Annotated in this window: 14 protein-coding genes; 10 read left to right on the top strand and 4 right to left on the bottom strand. The window is 58.3% G+C overall.

Going from position 1 to position 18,382, the window contains the following annotated elements; all coding sequences use genetic code 11:
- The first annotated feature begins 135 nt into the window (after nt 1-135).
- The 3 genes from P346_RS00245 to P346_RS00255 all read left to right on the top strand — a co-directional run bounded on the left by P346_RS00245 (nt 136) and on the right by P346_RS00255 (nt 7,179).
- Complete coding sequence (locus P346_RS00245; RefSeq protein WP_032662921.1) at nt 136-2,844, top strand: cation-transporting P-type ATPase; 2,709 nt, start codon at nt 136-138, stop codon at nt 2,842-2,844.
- Nucleotides 2,845-2,949: 105 nt separating this feature from the next.
- Nucleotides 2,950-4,014, top strand: a complete 1,065-nt coding sequence (locus P346_RS00250; protein WP_032662919.1) for an efflux RND transporter periplasmic adaptor subunit — start codon at nt 2,950-2,952, stop codon at nt 4,012-4,014.
- A 9-nt stretch (nt 4,015-4,023) separates the two neighbouring features.
- On the top strand, nt 4,024-7,179 hold the full coding sequence (locus tag P346_RS00255) for an efflux RND transporter permease subunit (RefSeq protein WP_032662917.1): 3,156 nt from the start codon (nt 4,024-4,026) through the stop codon (nt 7,177-7,179).
- On the opposite strand, the gene P346_RS00260 is transcribed toward P346_RS00255, so the two are convergent.
- Complete coding sequence (locus P346_RS00260; RefSeq protein WP_032662915.1) at nt 7,109-8,230, bottom strand: YbdK family carboxylate-amine ligase; 1,122 nt, start codon at nt 8,228-8,230, stop codon at nt 7,109-7,111. The two genes, P346_RS00255 and P346_RS00260, sit on opposite strands and share 71 nt — an antisense overlap.
- A 105-nt stretch (nt 8,231-8,335) precedes the next feature.
- Here P346_RS00260 and P346_RS00265 point away from each other — a divergent pair, with 105 nt between their 5' ends.
- Nucleotides 8,336-9,226 (top strand): oxidoreductase, encoded by an 891-nt coding sequence (locus tag P346_RS00265; protein WP_032662913.1) that lies wholly within the window; start codon nt 8,336-8,338, stop codon nt 9,224-9,226.
- Here the strand turns inward: P346_RS00265 and P346_RS00270 are convergent.
- On the bottom strand, nt 9,223-10,017 hold the full coding sequence (locus tag P346_RS00270) for an AraC family transcriptional regulator (protein ID WP_032662911.1): 795 nt from the start codon (nt 10,015-10,017) through the stop codon (nt 9,223-9,225). The two genes, P346_RS00265 and P346_RS00270, sit on opposite strands and share 4 nt — an antisense overlap.
- A 76-nt stretch (nt 10,018-10,093) precedes the next feature.
- Here P346_RS00270 and P346_RS00275 point away from each other — a divergent pair, with 76 nt between their 5' ends.
- From P346_RS00275 to P346_RS00295, 5 genes are all read left to right on the top strand, one after another.
- Nucleotides 10,094-12,076 (top strand): FUSC family protein, encoded by a 1,983-nt coding sequence (locus tag P346_RS00275; RefSeq protein WP_050597654.1) that lies wholly within the window; start codon nt 10,094-10,096, stop codon nt 12,074-12,076.
- A complete protein-coding gene (locus P346_RS00280) occupies nt 12,069-12,284 on the top strand; it encodes a DUF1656 domain-containing protein (protein WP_032662910.1) in 216 nt (71 codons plus the stop codon). Before P346_RS00275 ends, P346_RS00280 begins: the two co-directional genes overlap by 8 nt.
- Nucleotides 12,281-13,144 (top strand): efflux RND transporter periplasmic adaptor subunit, encoded by an 864-nt coding sequence (locus tag P346_RS00285; RefSeq protein ID WP_032662908.1) that lies wholly within the window; start codon nt 12,281-12,283, stop codon nt 13,142-13,144. Before P346_RS00280 ends, P346_RS00285 begins: the two co-directional genes overlap by 4 nt.
- A 173-nt stretch (nt 13,145-13,317) precedes the next feature.
- Nucleotides 13,318-14,580, top strand: a complete 1,263-nt coding sequence (locus P346_RS00290; RefSeq protein ID WP_032662906.1) for a DUF4062 domain-containing protein — start codon at nt 13,318-13,320, stop codon at nt 14,578-14,580.
- A 277-nt stretch (nt 14,581-14,857) separates the two neighbouring features.
- Complete coding sequence (locus P346_RS00295) at nt 14,858-15,484, top strand: hypothetical protein (RefSeq protein WP_152537884.1); 627 nt, start codon at nt 14,858-14,860, stop codon at nt 15,482-15,484.
- Between the two features lie 467 nt (nt 15,485-15,951).
- Here the strand turns inward: P346_RS00295 and P346_RS00300 are convergent, their stop codons facing one another.
- Together P346_RS00300 and P346_RS00305 are read right to left on the bottom strand one after the other, a co-directional pair.
- Nucleotides 15,952-16,407, bottom strand: a complete 456-nt coding sequence (locus P346_RS00300; RefSeq protein WP_032662902.1) for a hypothetical protein — start codon at nt 16,405-16,407, stop codon at nt 15,952-15,954.
- Nucleotides 16,408-16,854: 447 nt separating this feature from the next.
- Nucleotides 16,855-17,445: a hypothetical protein gene (locus tag P346_RS00305; RefSeq protein ID WP_032662900.1), complete on the bottom strand. Its 591-nt coding sequence runs from the start codon at nt 17,443-17,445 to the stop codon at nt 16,855-16,857.
- 113 nt (nt 17,446-17,558) lie between these two features.
- Between P346_RS00305 and P346_RS00310 the strand changes: the two genes are divergently transcribed.
- Nucleotides 17,559-18,377, top strand: a complete 819-nt coding sequence (locus tag P346_RS00310; protein ID WP_032662898.1) for an AraC family transcriptional regulator — start codon at nt 17,559-17,561, stop codon at nt 18,375-18,377.
- Nucleotides 18,378-18,382: the final 5 nt, after the last annotated feature.

Raw genomic sequence — 18,382 nt, 5'->3', positions numbered from 1 at the left:
TTTAATCAGTTTTGAATAACCGAGAAGTCATTATATTGCGTTAGATCAATTTTACCCGCAAGACTTAAAAATGAATTTATTTAAGCCAGAAAGGAATTCAGGCTTCTGTTCACCGGATATTGAAGGAAAAATACGATGACCGAAAAAAAATTGTCCCCAAACGTGCCGCCTTCCGGCGGGCTGGCATACCAGCAGACCGTAGAGCAGGTGCTTACCCACACGCTGAGCCAGGCCAGCGGTCTGGATCGTGCAGAGGCGCAGGCGCGTCTGCAAAAATCAGGTCCGAACGCGCTGCCGGAGAAAAAAGGCAAACCTGCCTGGCTGCGTTTTCTGGCCCATTTTAATGATGTGCTGATTTATGTCCTGCTGGCCGCCGCCGTATTAACGGCAATAATGGGCCACTGGGTTGATACGCTGGTTATTCTGGGCGTGGCGGTAATCAATGCCTTAATTGGCCATATTCAGGAAAGCAACGCGGAAAAATCTCTGAAGAGTATTCGCAATATGCTCTCCAGCGAGGTGCGCGTTATTCGTAACGGCACTCACGAAACGATACCCACCACTGAAATAGTCCCGGGCGATATTATTGTATTACGCGCGGGAGATCGTATTCCGGCGGATATGCGTTTAATCGAAGCGCATAATTTACGCGTGGAAGAGGCGATTCTGACCGGTGAATCCACCGTGGTGGATAAACACATTAATCCGCTGAGCGGCGAACTGCCGCTGGGCGATCGCACCAATATGGTCTTCTCCGGGACGACCGTAAGCGCGGGCGGTGGCGTCGGCGTGGTCACCGCGACCGGTAAGGATACGGAGCTTGGCCACATCAACCAGATGATGGCGGGCATCGAAAAGCACCGCACGCCGCTGCTGGTGCAGATGGACAAGCTGGGTAAAGTGATCTTCGCCATTATCCTGGCAATGATGGCCGCGCTGTTCGTCTTCAGCCTGGTGTTCCGCGAAATCCCGATGGGCGAGCTGCTGCTCTCCCTGATTAGCCTGGCGGTGGCCTCCGTGCCGGAAGGCCTGCCGGCGATTATCTCCATCATCCTCTCCCTGGGCGTGCAGGCGATGGCGCGCAAGCGGGCGATTATTCGCAAGCTGCCGACGGTGGAAACCCTGGGCGCGATGACCGTGGTCTGCTCGGATAAAACCGGCACCCTGACCATGAACGAGATGACGGTCAAAGCCATTATCACCGCTGACGCCTGCTACCGCGTGGACGGCAACAGCTACGAGCCGGTAGGCAACATCTACCTGGAAGGCAGCGATGAGCCGGTCCACATCCAGCCGGGCACCGTGCTGGAGCACTACCTGCGCACCATCGACCTGTGTAACGACAGCCAGCTGATCCAGGACGAGCGCGGCCTGTGGGGCATCACCGGTGGCCCAACCGAGGGCGCGCTGAAGGTGCTGGCGGCGAAGGCCAGCCTTGAGCCGGTCATGACCACGCTGGTTAACAAGGTCCCGTTCGACTCGCAGTACAAGTACATGAGCACCCACTACCAGATTGGCGGTGAGGAGCAGATCCTGATCACCGGCGCGCCGGACGTGATTTTCGCCCTGTGCGCCGAGCAGCAGACCCGTAACGGTGCGGAAGCCTTCAACCACGCGTACTGGGAAAGCGAGATGGAGCGCTATGCGCGTCAGGGGCTGCGCATGGTGGCCGCGGCGTTCAAGCCGGCGAACGGCGAGCAGACGCTGACGCACGATGACCTGAGCCACGGCCTGATCTTCCTCGGCATCGCCGGGATGATGGATCCGCCGCGTCCGGAAGCGATTGATGCGATTAACGCCTGCCAGCAGGCGGGGATCCGCGTGAAGATGATCACCGGGGATCACCCGCAGACGGCGATGAGCATCGGCCAGATGCTGGGGATCACCAACAGCGAGCAGGCGGTTACCGGCTACGAGCTGGAGAAGATGGACGACGCCGCGCTGGCGGAAGCCGCGGTGAAATATGACATCTTCGCCCGTACCAGCCCGGAGCATAAGCTGCGCCTGGTGAAAGCGCTGCAGGACAAAGGTGGAATCGTCGGCATGACCGGTGACGGCGTGAACGACGCCCCGGCGCTGCGTCAGGCTGACGTGGGCATCGCGATGGGCATCAAAGGCACGGAAGTGACTAAAGAGGCGGCGGACATGGTCCTGACGGACGATAACTTCGCCACTATCGCCAGCGCGGTCAAAGAGGGGCGTCGTGTTTACGACAACCTGAAGAAGACCATTCTGTTCATCATGCCGACCAACCTCGCGCAGGGGCTTCTGATTGTGATTGCGCTGCTGGCGGGCAACATCATTCCGCTAACGCCGGTGCTGATTCTGTGGATGAACATGGCCACCTCCGCCACGCTCTCCTTCGGCCTTGCCTTCGAGGCCGCCGAGCGCAACATCATGCGCCGTCCGCCGCGTCAGACCGGGCAGCACGTGATGGACGCCTACGCCGTCTGGCGCGTGGCCTTCGTCGGCACCATGATTGCCATCGCCGCCTTTGCGCTGGAGGCCTGGCTGGCCCCGCGCGGCCACAGCGCGGAGTTCATCCGCACCGTGCTGCTGCAGATGCTGGTCTGCGCCCAGTGGGTGTACATGATTAACTGCCGCAATACCGAAGGGTTCTCCCTGAACCGCGGCCTGCTGGCGAACAAAGGGATCTGGCTGGTGACGGGCGTGCTGTTCCTGCTCCAGGCGGCGATTATCTACCTGCCGTTGATGCAGATGCTGTTCGGCACCGAAGCCCTGCCGCTGCGCTACTGGTTTGTGACTCTGGCGGTGGCGGGCGTGATGTTCTTCGTCGTCGAAATCGAGAAGCGACTGACCCGCAGGTTCCGTAAGGCTGCATAACCTTTTGCCCTCACCCTAACCCTCTCCCACGGGGAGAGGGGACTCTGACCTCCCTCTCCCTGTGGGAGAGGGCCGGGGTGAGGGCAACAACCCTGAGGTACTCCCATGAAACTCCCACTCCTGTTCGCACTTCTCGCCTGCACCCTGCAACCCGTATTCGCTGCCGCCATCCCCGTTCGCGTCGCCAGCGTGGAGCAGACCGCCCACGCCGCCGAGCGCCAGATCCCGGGCCGCATCGAAGCCATCCACACCGTTGAGCTGCGTGCGCGTACCGAAGGCGCGATCGCCAAAATCCACTTCCGCGACGGGCAGTACGTGAAAAAAGGCGACCTGCTGTTTGAGCTGGACGACGCCGAGCCGCGAGCCGCCCTGCGCCTGGCGCAGGCCGAGGTGAGAAGCGCCGAAGCCACGCTGCGTCAGGCGCAGCAGCAGCTTTCCCGCTTTGAAAGCCTGGGCAGCAGCAACGCCATCAGCCGTCACGACGTGGACAACGCCCGCATGCAGCGGGACGTCGCCAGCGCCGCGCTGGAACAGGCCAAAGCCCGGCTCGAAACCCGTATTGTCACCCTGAACTACACCCGCATTACCTCGCCGATTGACGGCCGCGTAGGACACAGCCGGTTCCACGTCGGCAGCCTGGTCAACCCTGCCAGCGGCGTGCTGGTGGAAGTCGTGCAGCTCGATCCCATCCGCATCGCCTTTGCGCTGGAAGAGGGAGCCTTTGCCACCAAAGCCGGACAGCATCCTGATATTAACGCCATGAAAAAGGCCTGGCAGGCGCTTATCGACAGCAACGGCCAGCGCGTCAGCGGCGAGCTCACCTCCGTGGACAATCGCATCGACCCGCGCACCGCCAGCGTGATGCTGCGCGCCGAGTTTGCCAACCCGCGCCATCAGCTGTTGCCCGGCGGCAACGTGAACGTGACGCTGCGCCCGGCCAGCGAGCAGCCGGTTCTGACCCTGCCCGCCGCTGCCGTACAGCAGAACGGTGACGGGTTCTTTGCCTGGGTGGTTAACGCCGACGGCAAAGCCGAAATGCGTCCGCTTAAGGTCGCCGGACAGATTGGCCAGCAGTTTCAGATTTCATCCGGCGTGAAGCCCGGTGAGCGAGCAATCACTGACGGTGCGCAGCGCGTGCAGCCAGGTGCTGCCGTCCAGATACTGAATTAAGGAGCCATCATGCTGACGTTTTTCATCAAACGCCCGCGCTTCGCGATGGTGATTGCGCTGGTCATCACCCTGGTGGGGGCCATTGCGCTGAGGATTATCCCGGTGGAGCAGTACCCGCAGATCGCGCCGCCGGTGGTGAATGTGTCTGCCAGCTGGCCGGGCGCCAGCTCGGCTGACGTGGCGGAGGCTATCGCCACGCCGCTGGAGACGCAGCTGAACGGTGTGGATCACATGCTCTATATGGAGTCCACCAGCTCGGACGAAGGCTCGTACAGCCTGAACATTACCTTTGCGGCGGGCACCGATCCGGACCTCGCCGCCATCGACGTGCAAAACCGCGTCTCGCAGGCCGTGGCGCAGCTCCCGACCGAGGCGCAGCAAAACGGCGTGCAGGTGCGCAAGCGCGCCACCAACCTGATGATGGGGGTAAGTCTTTACTCACCGAACAACACCCATACGCCGCTGTTCGTCAGCAACTACGCCAGTACCCAGGTGCGCGAGGCGCTGTCCCGCCTGCCTGGCGTCGGGCAGGTGCAGATGTTTGGCGCGCGCGACTACAGCATGCGCATCTGGCTGCGTCCGGACCGCATGAACGCCCTCAACGTCACCACCGACGACGTGGCGCAGGCGCTGCGCGAGCAAAACGTGCAGGGGGCGGCAGGCCAGGTCGGCACGCCGCCGGTGTTTAACGGCCAGCAGCAGACCCTGACCATCAACGGCCTGGGGCGCTTAAACCAGGCCGAAGACTTTGCCGACATCATTATTCGCGCGGGCGAGATGGGCCAGCTGGTGCGCCTGAAGGACGTCGCCACCATCGAGCTCGGCTCGCGCAGCTACAGCTCCGGCGCGCAGCTGAACGGGCACGACTCCGCCTACCTCGGCATCTACCCGACGCCGTCCGCCAACGCCCTGCGCGTGGCCGACGCGGTGCGCGCGGAGCTGGAGCGCCTCTCTACGCGCTTCCCGGACGACCTGGTCTACGAGGTGAAATTCGACACCACCTCCTTTGTTGCCGCCACCATTAAGGAGATCGGCGTCTCGCTGGCGCTCACCATGCTGGCGGTTGTGGTGGTCGTTTCCCTGTTCCTGCAAAGCTGGCGCGCAACGCTGATTGTGGCGCTCGCTATTCCGGTATCGCTGGTGGGCACCTTCGCGGTGCTCTACACGCTCGGCTACTCCGCCAACACCCTTAGCCTGTTCGCCATTATTCTGGCGCTGACCATGGTGGTGGATGACGCCATCGTGGTGGTGGAGAGCGTCGAAACGCTGATGGCGGAAGGGCAGAGCCGCACGGCGGCGACCGCGCTGGCGCTGCGCCAGATTGCCGGGCCGGTCATCGCGACGACGCTGGTGCTGCTGGCGGTGTTTGTGCCGGTGGCGCTCCTGCCGGGGATTGTCGGCGAACTGTACCGCCAGTTCGCGGTAACGCTCTCCACCGCCGTCACGCTCTCAAGCCTGGTGGCGCTGACCCTGACGCCCGCCCTGTGCGCGATGCTGCTGCGTCCGCGCCCGGCGAAACCTGCGGCAGTCTATCGCGCCTTTAACCGCGGGCTGGACGCCACGCGCGGTTTCTACACCCGCATCGTGAACGTCTTAAACCTGCGTCCTTGGCTGGCGCTGCTGGCTACCGCAGGCGCGGCGGCCGTGGTGGCGTTCGGCTTTACGTCGATGCCAAAAGGCTTCCTGCCGCAGGAGGATCAGGGCTACTTCTTTGCCAGCGTCCAGCTGCCGGAGGCCGCATCCCTGGAGCGCACCGAAGCGGTGATGACCACGGCGCGCGAACTGATCGCCAAAAACCCGGCGGTGGAAGACGTAATTCAGGTCTCCGGATTTAACATCCTCAACGGCACCAGCGCCTCCAACGGCGGGTTTATCTCCATCATGCTCAAAGACTGGAGCGAGCGTCCGCCGCTGGACGAGGTGATGGGCACCCTGCAGCGCCAGCTGCTGGCCCTTCCGGAGGCAACCATCATGACCTTCGCGCCGCCGACGCTGCCGGGGCTGGGCAACGCCTCCGGCTTCGACCTGCGCATTCAGGCGCAGGCGGGGCAGAGCCCGGCGGAGCTGGAGCGCGTGACGCGTGAGGTGCTGGAGAAAGCCAACCAGCATCCGCAGCTGAGCCGCGTGTTCACCACCTGGAGCAGCAACGTGCCGCAGCTGACGCTGACCGTTGACCGCGAGCGCGCCGCGCGCCTCGACGTGCCGGTGTCCCGCATCTTCAGCAGCCTGCAAACCGCCTTTGGCGGCACGCGCGCCGGGGATTTCAGCGTCAACAACCGCGTCTACCACGTGGTGATGCAAAACGAGATGCAGTGGCGCGAGCGCGCCGAGCAGATAAGCGAGCTGTTCGTGCGCAGCAACAGCGGCGAGCGGGTGCGCCTGAGCAACCTCGTCACCATTACGCCGAGCGTCGGCGCGCCGTTCCTGCAGCAGTACAACCAGTTCCCGTCGGTGTCGGTGAGCGGCTCGGCGGCGGCTGGGGTGAGCAGCAGCACCGCGATGGCGGCGATGGGCGAGCTTCTGGCGCAGAACCTGCCAGCGGGGTACGACTACGCCTGGAGCGGCATGTCATATCAGGAGCAGCAGACCGGCAATCAGGCGATATGGATCGTGCTGGCGGCGGTGGTGATGGCGTGGCTGTTCCTCGTTGCCCAGTACGAGAGCTGGACGCTCCCGGCGAGCGTGATGCTCTCGGTGCTGTTCGCCATCGGCGGGGCGCTGGTCTGGCTGTGGCTGGCGGGCTATGCCAACGACGTGTACGTGCAGATAGGTCTGGTGCTATTGATAGCCCTCGCCGCCAAGAACGCAATTCTTATCGTGGAGTTCGCCCGCGCGCGGCGTATGGACGGGATGGCGATTGTCGATGCCGCGCGGGAAGGGGCATCGCGCCGCTTCCGTGCGGTGATGATGACCGCCGTGTCGTTCATTATCGGCGTTTTGCCGATGATGCTGGCGACCGGGGCGGGTGCCCAGAGCCGCCGCATTATCGGCACCACGGTGTTCAGCGGCATGCTGGTGGCGACCGTCGTTGGGATCCTGTTTATCCCGGCGCTGTTCGTACTGTTCCAGCGCTTGCGCGAGTGGGGCCACGGCCTTACGGACTCGTCGCCCACAGCTCGCAGTGCTTCTGAACCAGAGAAATCAGCGAGCCGCCATCGGCGATAAACTCCCGCATGCGCTGCGCCTCGCTCTTGCCCTGCTTTAACAGCAGGGCAATTTCATTGACTGCGCTCGTCGCGCCGAGCTTCTCGGCCGACGGCGCAACCTGCTCCAGCAGCCACGTAATGTCTTCCGCCACGGTTTTGTGCTCGCCGGTGTGCACGTCCGTCAGGATCCCCTCCAGCCCGTAGCGACAGGCCTGAAAACGGTTAAAGCGGTACAGCAGAAAATCTTTTTCCTGATGCTTATAGGGCCGCGCGGTCAGCAGCCAGTGGGACGTCGCCTGAATAAGCCCGGCGATGTTAATGGCGTGGCCGAGCGTCAGCGGCGTATCCATCACCCGCACCTCGACGGTGCCGAAGTGCGGGCTGGGGCGGATGTCCCAGTGCAGATCCTTAATGCTGTCGATCATGCTGGTGGAACTCAGGCGGCGGAACAGCCCCTCGAATTCCTGCCAGCTGTTGACCCACGGCATCTGGCCGTTATCCGGAAATCCCGAGAAGATGTTGAGCCGCGACGAGGAGAACTTCGTGTCCGTGCCCTGCATATACGGCGAGGCGGCCGCCAGGGCGATAAAGTGCGGCACGAAGCGCGACAGGCCGTGCAGCAGGTAAATCGCGTCGTCCCCGGTCCGGCAGCCGACGTGCACGTGCTGGCCGAATACCGTCGCCTGCAAAATCAGATAGCCAAAGCGCTCCAGCGTGACGTTATAGCGCTCGTCGTCGCACACTTCCTGCCGCTGCCACTTCTGGAACGGGTGCGTCCCGCCGCCGCAGATCTGGATATGCTGCTCTGCCGCCGCGCGCAGGATGCTCTGCTGCATCACCGAGAACTGCGCCGCCGCCTGGTCGATGTTCTGGCACACGCCGGTGGCGATTTCGAGCATGCTTTCGGTGATGTCGTGTTTGACCTCGCCGCCTTTGATGTCGTCTTTGACGGCGGCGATGAGCGCGGAGGAGTCCTGGCTCAGATCGTAGCCCGGCGGGTTAACCACCTGCAGTTCGAGTTCGATGCCGAGGGTGAAAGGTTCAGAGGACTTAAAATCGGGTAAAGGCATGGCGCACTCCGTTGTCTGTTGTGTGTTGAGTATAGACAACGACGTGGCGCTCACTTTTCAGGGTGGTATAACTGTTAGCAGGCTTAGCGAAAAGGGGAGTTAACCATGTCTGACAATCCAGTGATTGCGCTGATTGGACCGGGTGCAATTGGGACCACCATTGCCGCGGTGCTGCATGACGTTGGCCGCACGCCGCTGCTGTGCGGGCGCACCGCGCATCCGGAATTACGCCTGCGCCACGACGAGGGTGAAACCGTTGTGCCCGGTCCGGTATTGACCGATCCGGCCGTCATCACGCGCCCCGTCGATCTCGTTTTTGTGGCGGTAAAAACGACGCAAAATGCCGACAGCGCCGGATGGCTGCGGGCCCTGTGCGATGAAAATACCGTGGTCTGCGTGCTGCAAAACGGCGTGGAGCAAAAAGCCCAGCTTGAGCCGTGGGTTAACGGCGCGACGGTGCTGCCGTCGGTGGTGTGGTTCCCCGCGCAGCGCGAGCCGGATGCTTCCGTCTGGCTGCGGGCGAAGCCGCGCCTGACGCTGCCGGACGTGCCGCAGGCGCAGCGGGTAATGGAGGCGCTTCGCGGAACGCGCTGTGCGGTTGAGCTATCGGCAGATTTCGCCACCGTCGCCTGGCGCAAGCTGCTGCAAAACGCGGCCGCCGGGCTGATGGTGCTTTCTAACCGCCGCGCCGGGATGTTCAGGCGCGAGGATATCAGCGAGCTTTCGCTGGCCTACCTGCGCGAGGGGCTTGTCGTCGCCCGCGCTGAAGGAGCGAAGCTGGACGATGCGGTGGCGCAGGAGATCCTGGCGAACTTCCAGCGTGCGCCTGAGGACCTGGGCACCTCGATCCTTGCTGACCGTCAGGCCGATCGTCCGATGGAGTGGGATATCCGCAACGGCGTGATCCAGCGCTACGGCCGCAAACACGGTATTGCGGTGCCCATCAGCGACGTGGTGGTGCCGCTGCTGGCGGCGGGGAGCGAGGGGCCGGGCTAACGGCCGCTGTTTTTCCGTTCGGCAAAGTAGTGGGCGGGCGTGCTGCCCATAGCTTTGCGGAACATGGTGATAAACGCATTCACCGATTCATACCCGAGCGTTGCCGCCACGTTCTGGACGGGTACGCCGCTTGCCAGCTCCCGCAGGGCAATAATCAAATGCAGCTGCTGGCGCCATCGCCCGAAGCTCAGCCCGGTTTCGCGCTGCATCAGGCGGGCAAACGAACGCTCGCTGAGGGCGAGCCGTTTCGCCCAGTCCTTCAGGGTGCTTCTGTCCTCAGGGCGGCTAACCAGCGCGTCTGCCATGGCGCGAATTTTCGGATCGGTCGAGACCGGCAGGCTCAGCTTCTGCTGCGGCATGCTGGCTAGCTCGTCCAGCGTGACACGGGTCAGCCTCGCGACGTGGCCGTCGGGAGGATAATCCACGCCTTCGCGCGTCAGACGATCGACCAGCTCCTTAATCAGCGGTGAGATCGCCAGCGTGCAACACTTCTCCGGCAGCATCGCCGCGCCGGGCTCAATAAACAGATAGTTGAGATGCGCGTTCCAGGTCGCTTTGGCGCTGTGCGGGATCCCGCCTGGGATCCAGACGGCGCAGTCCGGCGGCACGATCCAGATATCATTCTCCGCGTAACAGCTGACCGCGCCGTATCGGGCAATAATCAGCTGCCCCTTGCGGTGGGTATGCACCGGCACTTCCGCGGCGTAGTCCACGAAGTCCAGATGACGAGCGACCGCCGGGCTGGCGGTAGAGTCGGGGTCATACAGCGTAGTAGCAGGTTGAGGCTTCACGATTCTGGCAACATTTAGGTATTTTTTGACAGAATAGAGTATTTTAGCGGGTCTGCAAGCCGGTAATAATCCCGGCATGAAAAACATCCTATTTCATCCCGTTCGTCTCCCCGCCGCGCTGCGAAACGATGCGGACGCGCTGATCTACTCTGCGAAGAGTTTTGCCGCGGCGATGCTGGCTTATTACCTCGCGCTGTCGATCGGCCTCGAACGCCCCTCGTGGGCCATTATTACGGTTTACATCGTGTCGCAGACGTCGGTCGGAGCATCGCTGAGCAGAAGCCTCTACCGGCTGGCCGGTACCGTGGCGGGTGCCAGCGCGACCGTTTTGATTGTGCCTGCCTTCGCGAATACGCCAGTCCTGTGCAGCGCGGTGCTGACGGGCTGGATCGTATTCTGCCTGTGGCTCTCCCTGCTGGAACGCACGCCCCGGGCTTACGCGTTTGTGCTGGCAGGCTACACCGCGAGCCTGATTGGTTTTCCTGCGGTATCCGATCCCGGCGGCATCTTTAACGTCGCCATCGTTCGCGTGCAGGAGATCGCGATTGGGATTTTCTGCGCGGCGCTGATTCACCGCTACGTGCTGCCTGCGCGCGTATCGGGCCAGTTCAACGCTAAGCTATTCCAGACGCTACAGGCCGCGCGCGGGCGGGTGGCGGATACCTTAGCCGGTAAACCCGACGCGGCTTCCAGCCCCCTGCATCTGGCCCTGGCGCTGCAGTTCCTGCAGGGCATCAGCCACCATATTCCGTATGATTTTGCCCTTTCAGCCCCGGTGCGGCAGGCCAGAAAAGCGATCCACGACCGGTTGGCGCGGCTGGTTATCGTCAACTGTGAACTGCACGATCGCCTGTCAGCGAGCGGAACCCTGCCCGCCGACGTGCAGGCATTGCTGGAGGACGTTCAGGACTGGCTTGCCGCTGAAGGCGCGGGTGCCAGCAGCACGGCAGAGTCGCTGCGGCTCCGCTGTGCGCTTCTCATCGATCGGTATGCCGCGCAGGCGCAGACGTTTGACGACGCGCTGCAGGTCAGTTTTATTCGCTATCTCTCGGAGGCTATCGCGCTTCTGCAGCAGTGCGAACGTCTTTCCGGGGCTATCCACCACGCCAAACCCGTGTTTGGGAAGGTGCAAATCCGCGCGGCGAAAGGCTACGTTTTCCACCGCGATCCTCTTACCGCAGCCCGCACGGCGCTGGGGGCTTTCGCCATCATCCTGAGCGGCTGTCTGGTCTGGATCTTCTCGGCGTGGCCGGACGGTGGTACGGCGGTGTCTATCCTGGGGGTCTGCTGCACGCTGTTTGGCAGCTTCGACACCCCGGCGCCGCACATCGTGAAATACATCATTGGCTCATTCTGGGGCGTGGTCATTAGCCTGTTCTACAGCTTTGCGCTGCTGCCGCTGGTGAGCGATTTCCCGGTGCTGGTGGCGGTGCTTGCCCCGGCGTATCTGCTGGCCGGGTCGCTTCAGGCGCGTCCGCCCACCACGTTTATGGCGATGGGTATCACCCTGACGCTGCCCATTCTGTGCGAGCTGGGGGCGCACTACAGCGGAGACTTCGCCGTTGCGGCCAACACCGCCATCGCGCTATTTGCCGCGACCGGCTTTGCCGTCATCAGCATGAGCCTGCTGCAAACCGTGCAGGCGGATGGCGCCATCGCGCGTCTGCTGAACCTTTGCCAGCGCGACATTCGCCGCAGCGTGAAGGGTACGCTGCGGGTTGATGAAACGCACTGGATCAACCTGATGATGGACCGAACCGCGCTGTTGCTGCCGCGCCTGCAGCGGAGCGAGCGCGCGCCGGAGCAGGCGCTCGATCGGCTGTTACACGCGCTGCGCCTGGGGCTTTCGATCATGCATTTACGCCGCAGTGACGCACCGCCCGGCAGTGAGGTTGACGCGCTTTTTCATCGGATAAACGCCGCGGACCGCCACTCCTTGCGCGAACGCATCGTTACCCTTATCGAACGCCATCTGCCTGCGGCAGACGAACATACGCGCCAGTTGGTCTTCAGGCTGGCGGATCTGCACTGCGCATTACGGGAGCCAGACTATGGTTAACGATCTCAATATCGGGGGGGTTTTTATTCCGGGGCTGCTGACGGTCGCCCTCGCGGCTCTGGTCTGCACGCTAAGTCTCGTCGCGCTTTTCTCTCTCAGCAGGCTCTACCGGCGCTTGCCGTTTCGCCCGCTGATGGATGTTTCAACCTGGATTGTCACCTTTTTCCTGCTGATGCAGGGTCTGACCGCGTTGGGGTTATTGTCATGAAATCACTGCTCTCTTTACTGGCTCGCTATGCGCTGACCTTAAGCGCCGTCGCGGCGGCCACGCTTCTGGCGTTTATGATGTGGAAACACTACGCACAAACGCCGTGGACCCGCGACGGCCGCGTGCGGGCGGACGTGGTGCAGATTGCGCCGGACGTCTCCGGGCCGGTCATCAGCGTGGCCGTGCGGGACAATCAGTGGGTGAACCGGGGCGATGTGCTCTACACCATCGATCCGCGCTGGCTTAAGCTGGCGGTGGTCAGCGCGCAGGCGGACGTCGAGTCGAAACGCCATGAGATGCTGATGCGCCAGGACGCGGCCCATCGCCGCACGCTGATAAAAAACGCCATCTCGAGCGAGGATTTACAACAAACCGGCAGCGCGGCGAACGTCGCGGCGGCCAATTATCACGGCGCGCTGGCCGCGCTGGATCTGGCAGAGCTGAATCTGGCGCACGCCACCGTCCGTGCGCCGGTCTCGGGGTACGTCACACACCTGCGGCTTCGCCCCGGAGACTACGCGACGGCGGGGGAGACGAAGGTCGCCATCGTTGATGCGCACAGCTTCTGGGTGGTGGGGTACTTTGAGGAGACCAAGCTGCGCCATATTCGCGTCGGGGATGCCGCGCAGGTTGTGCTGATGGGTTACGAGCCGGTCATCGCGGGTCACGTGGAGAGCATCGGGCATGGGATTGGGGACAGCAACGACGAGACGGGCGGGCTGGGTCTGCCCGACGTCGAGCCAACCTTTAGCTGGGTGCGACTGGCACAGCGCGTGCCGGTGCGCATTCATATCGACAGGTTGCCGGAGGGGGTTGAGCTGGTGGCTGGGCTGTCGGCGAGCGTGGCGGTGGGGCGATAGGGAGGGAAGGTGATAGATGTGAGTATGAATGTCTGTGTTGTGCCAGAAGCGGACATTGCATTCCCCAGAATATTAGTACTTATTATGTAGTGTTTTGTACGTTAAACTTACAAAAGCAGAAAAGTCTGTGTTTTAATACAGATCTTTCTTTGGCATGAGCATTGGGCATAAATATGAGTCGCCCTACTTTTTTCATATCGTCGACTATTTACGATTTCAGAGATCTAAGGTCGGCCTTAAAGTATTGTCTAGAGGAGCAAGGGGCAATTGTCCTTGCATCTGAGTTCAATGACTTTCAGAAGCCATTGGATCAGCATAGCTACGATGCATGTTTGACAGCCATGGAAAAAGCCGACTATTTTGTCCTTCTGATCGGTAGTCGCGTCGGTGGTTGGTATGACGAAGTCAACAAAATTAGTATTACCCAACAGGAATATCGGCAAGCGTACGAGCTTCACAAGCAAGGGAAAATGAAAATTCTTAGCTTTGTTAGGAGTGAGGTATGGCAATACCGTGAGCAGCGCAATGAATTGAAGAGGCTTTTGAAGGAGGAAGCTGTTGACCCCGCACTTAGCCAACGTTTGTTCAATGCACCTAGCAAATTTGCCTCTGATGCAGAAGCTCTCGCGAGTTTCCTCACTGAAGTTGGCCGTAACGCAGAAACGAAAAAAGCGCTTGAGAATGGATCCCCGCTTCCTACGGGTAATTGGATACACACGTTTTCCAACTTTCGGGATATCTGGGACGTTGTCCAGTCTCAAGTTCTAACGGGGCTGCCTGTAGATAACCTTGCATTCAGGAAGCTCTTAGCACGGGAACTGATAGAGATCCTTAAGTCGGGGCTAGTGAAATTCAAGGAGGATGTCGTTCACTCCCCGATAGAGACTGTTAGGAGCTTTCACAGGGAGCATAGACTTACATTTGAAGGCTGTAATAACGAACGGTCGGTGATTATCAGTAAGTACTGGAAAAGAATTTCGATGTTTGGTTTTCACCTGTTGTCTGCTCAGTTTCAGACCCAAATAGTCGATCGAGCACTTGAGACAAGTTATTTTCTATATTTCGATCACCATGTTAATGCTTTCGTCGAAACACCTGTATATGAAGCATTATTTAAGCTTCAGATTGAAATGCGGTCCCTCAATCGAGCGAATACGGCAGATGTACTATCTGTAATTTTTGATAATTCACCTGTCCGAAGGGGAGACACGGGTGATACTATCGATATAGAAACAATCAAGCTCGTCCCATTCCTCCATTTAATGGATCGATGGACAAACATTGTTCTGCTGAGCCAAGCGATTTTTAAACATTTAGACGGAGAAGAGTTCGTAATGCCATCTCTTCGGCCTCGTTCACCAATAGCAGATATGAATGAAATGATTGCAGCAGAGTCTCCGTCTGATGAAGACGTCTTCGAGTTCTTAGAGTTATAGTGTGTGGCACTCAACTAATCGTTGCGTTGGACATTTTAGTAAAAAACCAACTAAGTCAATTGCAGTAGTGGCAGGTGGTAATAATAGACTGAATGGCACTAGCACTAGCACTAGCACTAGCACTAGCATTCGCGTCAACTGTCAAGATTGCAACAAGCTTTATTGACTAGGGCGTTGCAAGAGACTTAGCAATGGCTGGATATAAAACCATTGGTAATTCATAAAATAAAAAGTGTTTAAGATCCTTTGTTAAAATATAAATCCCTGTGAGGTTAAAATGAGTGATATGACAGATATGGTAATAGAGATGAAAAAAGCCATAGAATTTGGTAGAAGTTGTTTGTTTCCTGCCTATCAAGAGATTCAATATATCACAATTCATACTGGAGTTTTGTTTGAAGATATAGATGAAAATTTACGAATACTTAAGAAGGTGATGAAGAAAAGTGAAAAGAAACGATCCATTGTTAGTCGAAATGCTATTCGCAGCTCATGTGCTTGTATTGATGGTTTTTCATATGTACTTAAAAGTGCACTTAAGATTACACTCGATAAACCTCGCCAAAAACCATTTAGCAATAAACAGTTGAGTTATATTAATGGCTCATTTACAAATGGGTCTGGGGCGGAAAATTTCAAAGAGTCATTGAAGTGTTTTGCTAGAAAATATGGCATCGATGTCTCTTATGTCTTCGGGACTGGGGAGTTCGATAAACTAAAAAAACTTTTCGAAATTCGTAATCGTTTAATGCACCCAAAGAATAAAAATGATTTCTCTATATCTAAAGAAGAAACAATGCTATTGCTTGATGCGATAATTTGGTTTGTGAGTTCTCATGATAGAGTCTTTGAAGAAATATTGAAAAAGATAACTACACAAGCAGATGAGGTGTTTCTTAAGTGAGTTTAAAATCATTAGATGTCATGTTGTTTGTACTGAGTATTAATTTCATTAATCAATAAATATTAACAGGTTTCGAGAAATTTTATTAAAAATGATCGCTTGAGTGTTATCAATAATTATATGCAGCAGGCTGCAGATGTACAAAAACAAGTTGTTCCCCTCGAAAGTCTTCGCTTTGACGCCTGAAGCGATCGTTTGTTGCTGCCAATATTATTGCTTAGATAGTCCGCTCTGTTGACAAGCTTCAAGATGTTGTTGTCGTTCACCGTGAGAATACTGCTTTGCCATACTTTTCCTCTGGTTCGTTGTAGTGAATGAGGCCAGCATGTGATTGACCTGCCCCCAGGTGATTCACACAGAATGGTGCTAGCAATGTCCGCTTCACGCTCTTAGCAGACATTCAACGTTAGCGTAAGGCCGCGGAACCATGCTTCTACCCAGCAGGATTCCCGCTCCCATCACCCGCCTCAGTGCGCTGTGATATACGGCTCCTTCACAAACTCCGCCAGCAGCCAGACCATATCATGCAGTAGCCCGGTGAGTTCTTTCTCTACGCTGACAGGCAACGTCCCGCCCATCACCGCCAGCGTTAACGCAACGGCATAGTCCACCTGCAGCGTCGTCTCCTGCCAGCAGTCCGGCACGCAGGAGGCAATCTTTTCCCCCGCAATCAGTTGTTCAACCAGATACGAAGGCAGTTCGGCATCGCAGCACTCCCGCAGTCGCTTAAGCGCAGCCAGCAATCGCTTACAGAGCGTGGTAAACGTCACTGCGTCGTCAGTTTCCACCAGCACGCTGACATACGCGGTGCAGGCGTCGGCCAGTTCGAAAAGATCCGCGGAATCGGAAATTGAAGTGTTGATGAGGTGATGAACTGCGCTTTCCTCAGAAAGCGCGTAAGAAAATCCAGGGGTAGTCGCCATTTAGCATCCTCTTTGTCTAAAAAAACGTCATGTTATGCTAACGGGTTCCTACGCCCGGTTACGGATGTGCCGCAACGCAGGCACTTTACGGCGGCGAAAAAGGGAAGGAAAGGGATGACCCTGAATTACATAAGGTTGCTTGAAAGTTTGCGAGGCGGCTTCCAGAAGGGCATTGCCAGGTGGCGGCTACGCCTTACCCGGCCTACAAAACCCCCGCGATACAAACCGTAGGCCCGCGCAAGCGCAGCGCCGCCGGGCACAGCTTGCACCGCGATCACTCCTTATGCAGACCTTTTCATTTTGAGCAACCTTTCTACTCACGTCTGCGTCGCCCGGGAAGATGTCCCCCCCGCCGAACCGATGTCTGGCACCTGAGTTTTATATGGCAGCCTGCCCATATTCCCTTCAAATGTGAGCGTTCAAAACAGGGCATTTCACAGGAATCCCTCACTTCTGATTTTCAACATGCGACCTGACAGCCTCCAGCGTCCTTTTACGGATCCAGCCGCTCCCTGCCCGTATTGCCAGCCAGTAGGCCGCCATTTTGAGTTGAGTACGTTTGTCCGGACAATAGACGAAGGTCTCAGTACAGAGTTCATGTTGACCTGGCGCCAGTTCCGCTATCTGGTAGCGCAGCAACAGTTTTGCGCTGCCCAGCGCGGCGGGTGCCTGAAAAGCAATCGCATCGGGCGCTTTTTCCAGACCGAAATCTATCCGCCAGAATTGCCCTCTTAAGCCATAGCAGAGCTCGGATGCTGAGCTGTTCAACAGCGTAAAACTGTGCAGCCCAAAGTTGCCCGTCGAGTTAGCCTGCTGATTGTGCAGAAATTTCTGCGGTAATTGCCGCAAAGACATCAGCCGCCGAATGACGGGGTCTTGCTGGACGTCAAAGCTTGCAATCAACGGCAGAATATTTTCAGGGGTGGAAGTGTGAATGACCGCTCGATGTTTCTCATGGAACTGAAACTGGGGTAAAAAAGCAGGAACATCCCGCCAGAGAGCAAGCGCTTTGCGGGTAACGAATCCGGGGTTAAGCATTTCACTTCCTTGTCATCCTTTGTACTCTGTCAGAGTAACAGATGGCATGCGGCAAACAATTACCAGGAAAACGTAGTACCGGAGCGTACTTCACAGGGCATCAGGTGTTATATATGTCGAAGGCAAAAGCCAACAAAGACTGGGTCAGACTGGCGCAACAACCCGGTAAAATAGAACGCATAGAGGCGTATTTCAGCGGGCATGGCTATGAGCCGCATCGTCACGACACTTACGCCATAGGCCGGACCTTATCCGGGGTGCAGAGTTTTCACTATCGGGGAAGTAAACAACATAGCCTGCCGGGCGGGACAATGGTCCTGCACCCTGACGAAATACATGACGGAGAGGCGGGAACGAACGACGGATTCCAGTATCGGATGCTGTATATCGATCCGGCGTTAATTCAAAAAATCCTGGGCGGAAAGCCTTTGCCGTTTATTCCCGGCGGAAATTCATCCGATCCCCGGCTTTTTGCCGCGACCGAACCGCTGTTAAAAGCGCCAGAAGTCTCTTTCGATACGCTGGAAGAAGGCGATGCGCTCTACGATCTCGCCCACACGCTGGCCGTCGTGGGCGGGCAACGTTTTCGCCGGAATCGGATGGATTATCAATCCGCAGAACGCGCGCGCGAATATATACACACTGAATTCATTCAGAACATTACGCTGGATACCTTATCCGCCGTAAGTGGCAGAGATCGCTGGAGCCTGAGCCGGGATTTCCGTGCGCTTTATGGCACGAGTCCTTATCGCTATGTGACCATGCGTCGTCTTGAATACTGTCGACGCCTGATTCAGGCGGGTCTGTCGCTTGCTGAGGCTGCCGCTGCAGCGGGGTTTTCAGATCAAAGTCACATGACTCGTCAGTTCATCAAAACGTTGGGGATGTCACCGGGGCGCTGGCAAAAATTCATCAAAGGTCATCCTGCCTGATTTGC

The organism is Enterobacter sp. DC1 (assembly GCF_000568075.1).
GTDB classification, from domain to species: Bacteria; Pseudomonadota; Gammaproteobacteria; order Enterobacterales; family Enterobacteriaceae; genus Enterobacter; species Enterobacter asburiae.
Note: the sequence above shows the minus strand (reverse complement) of the source record. Positions and strands in the feature narration are given on the sequence as shown.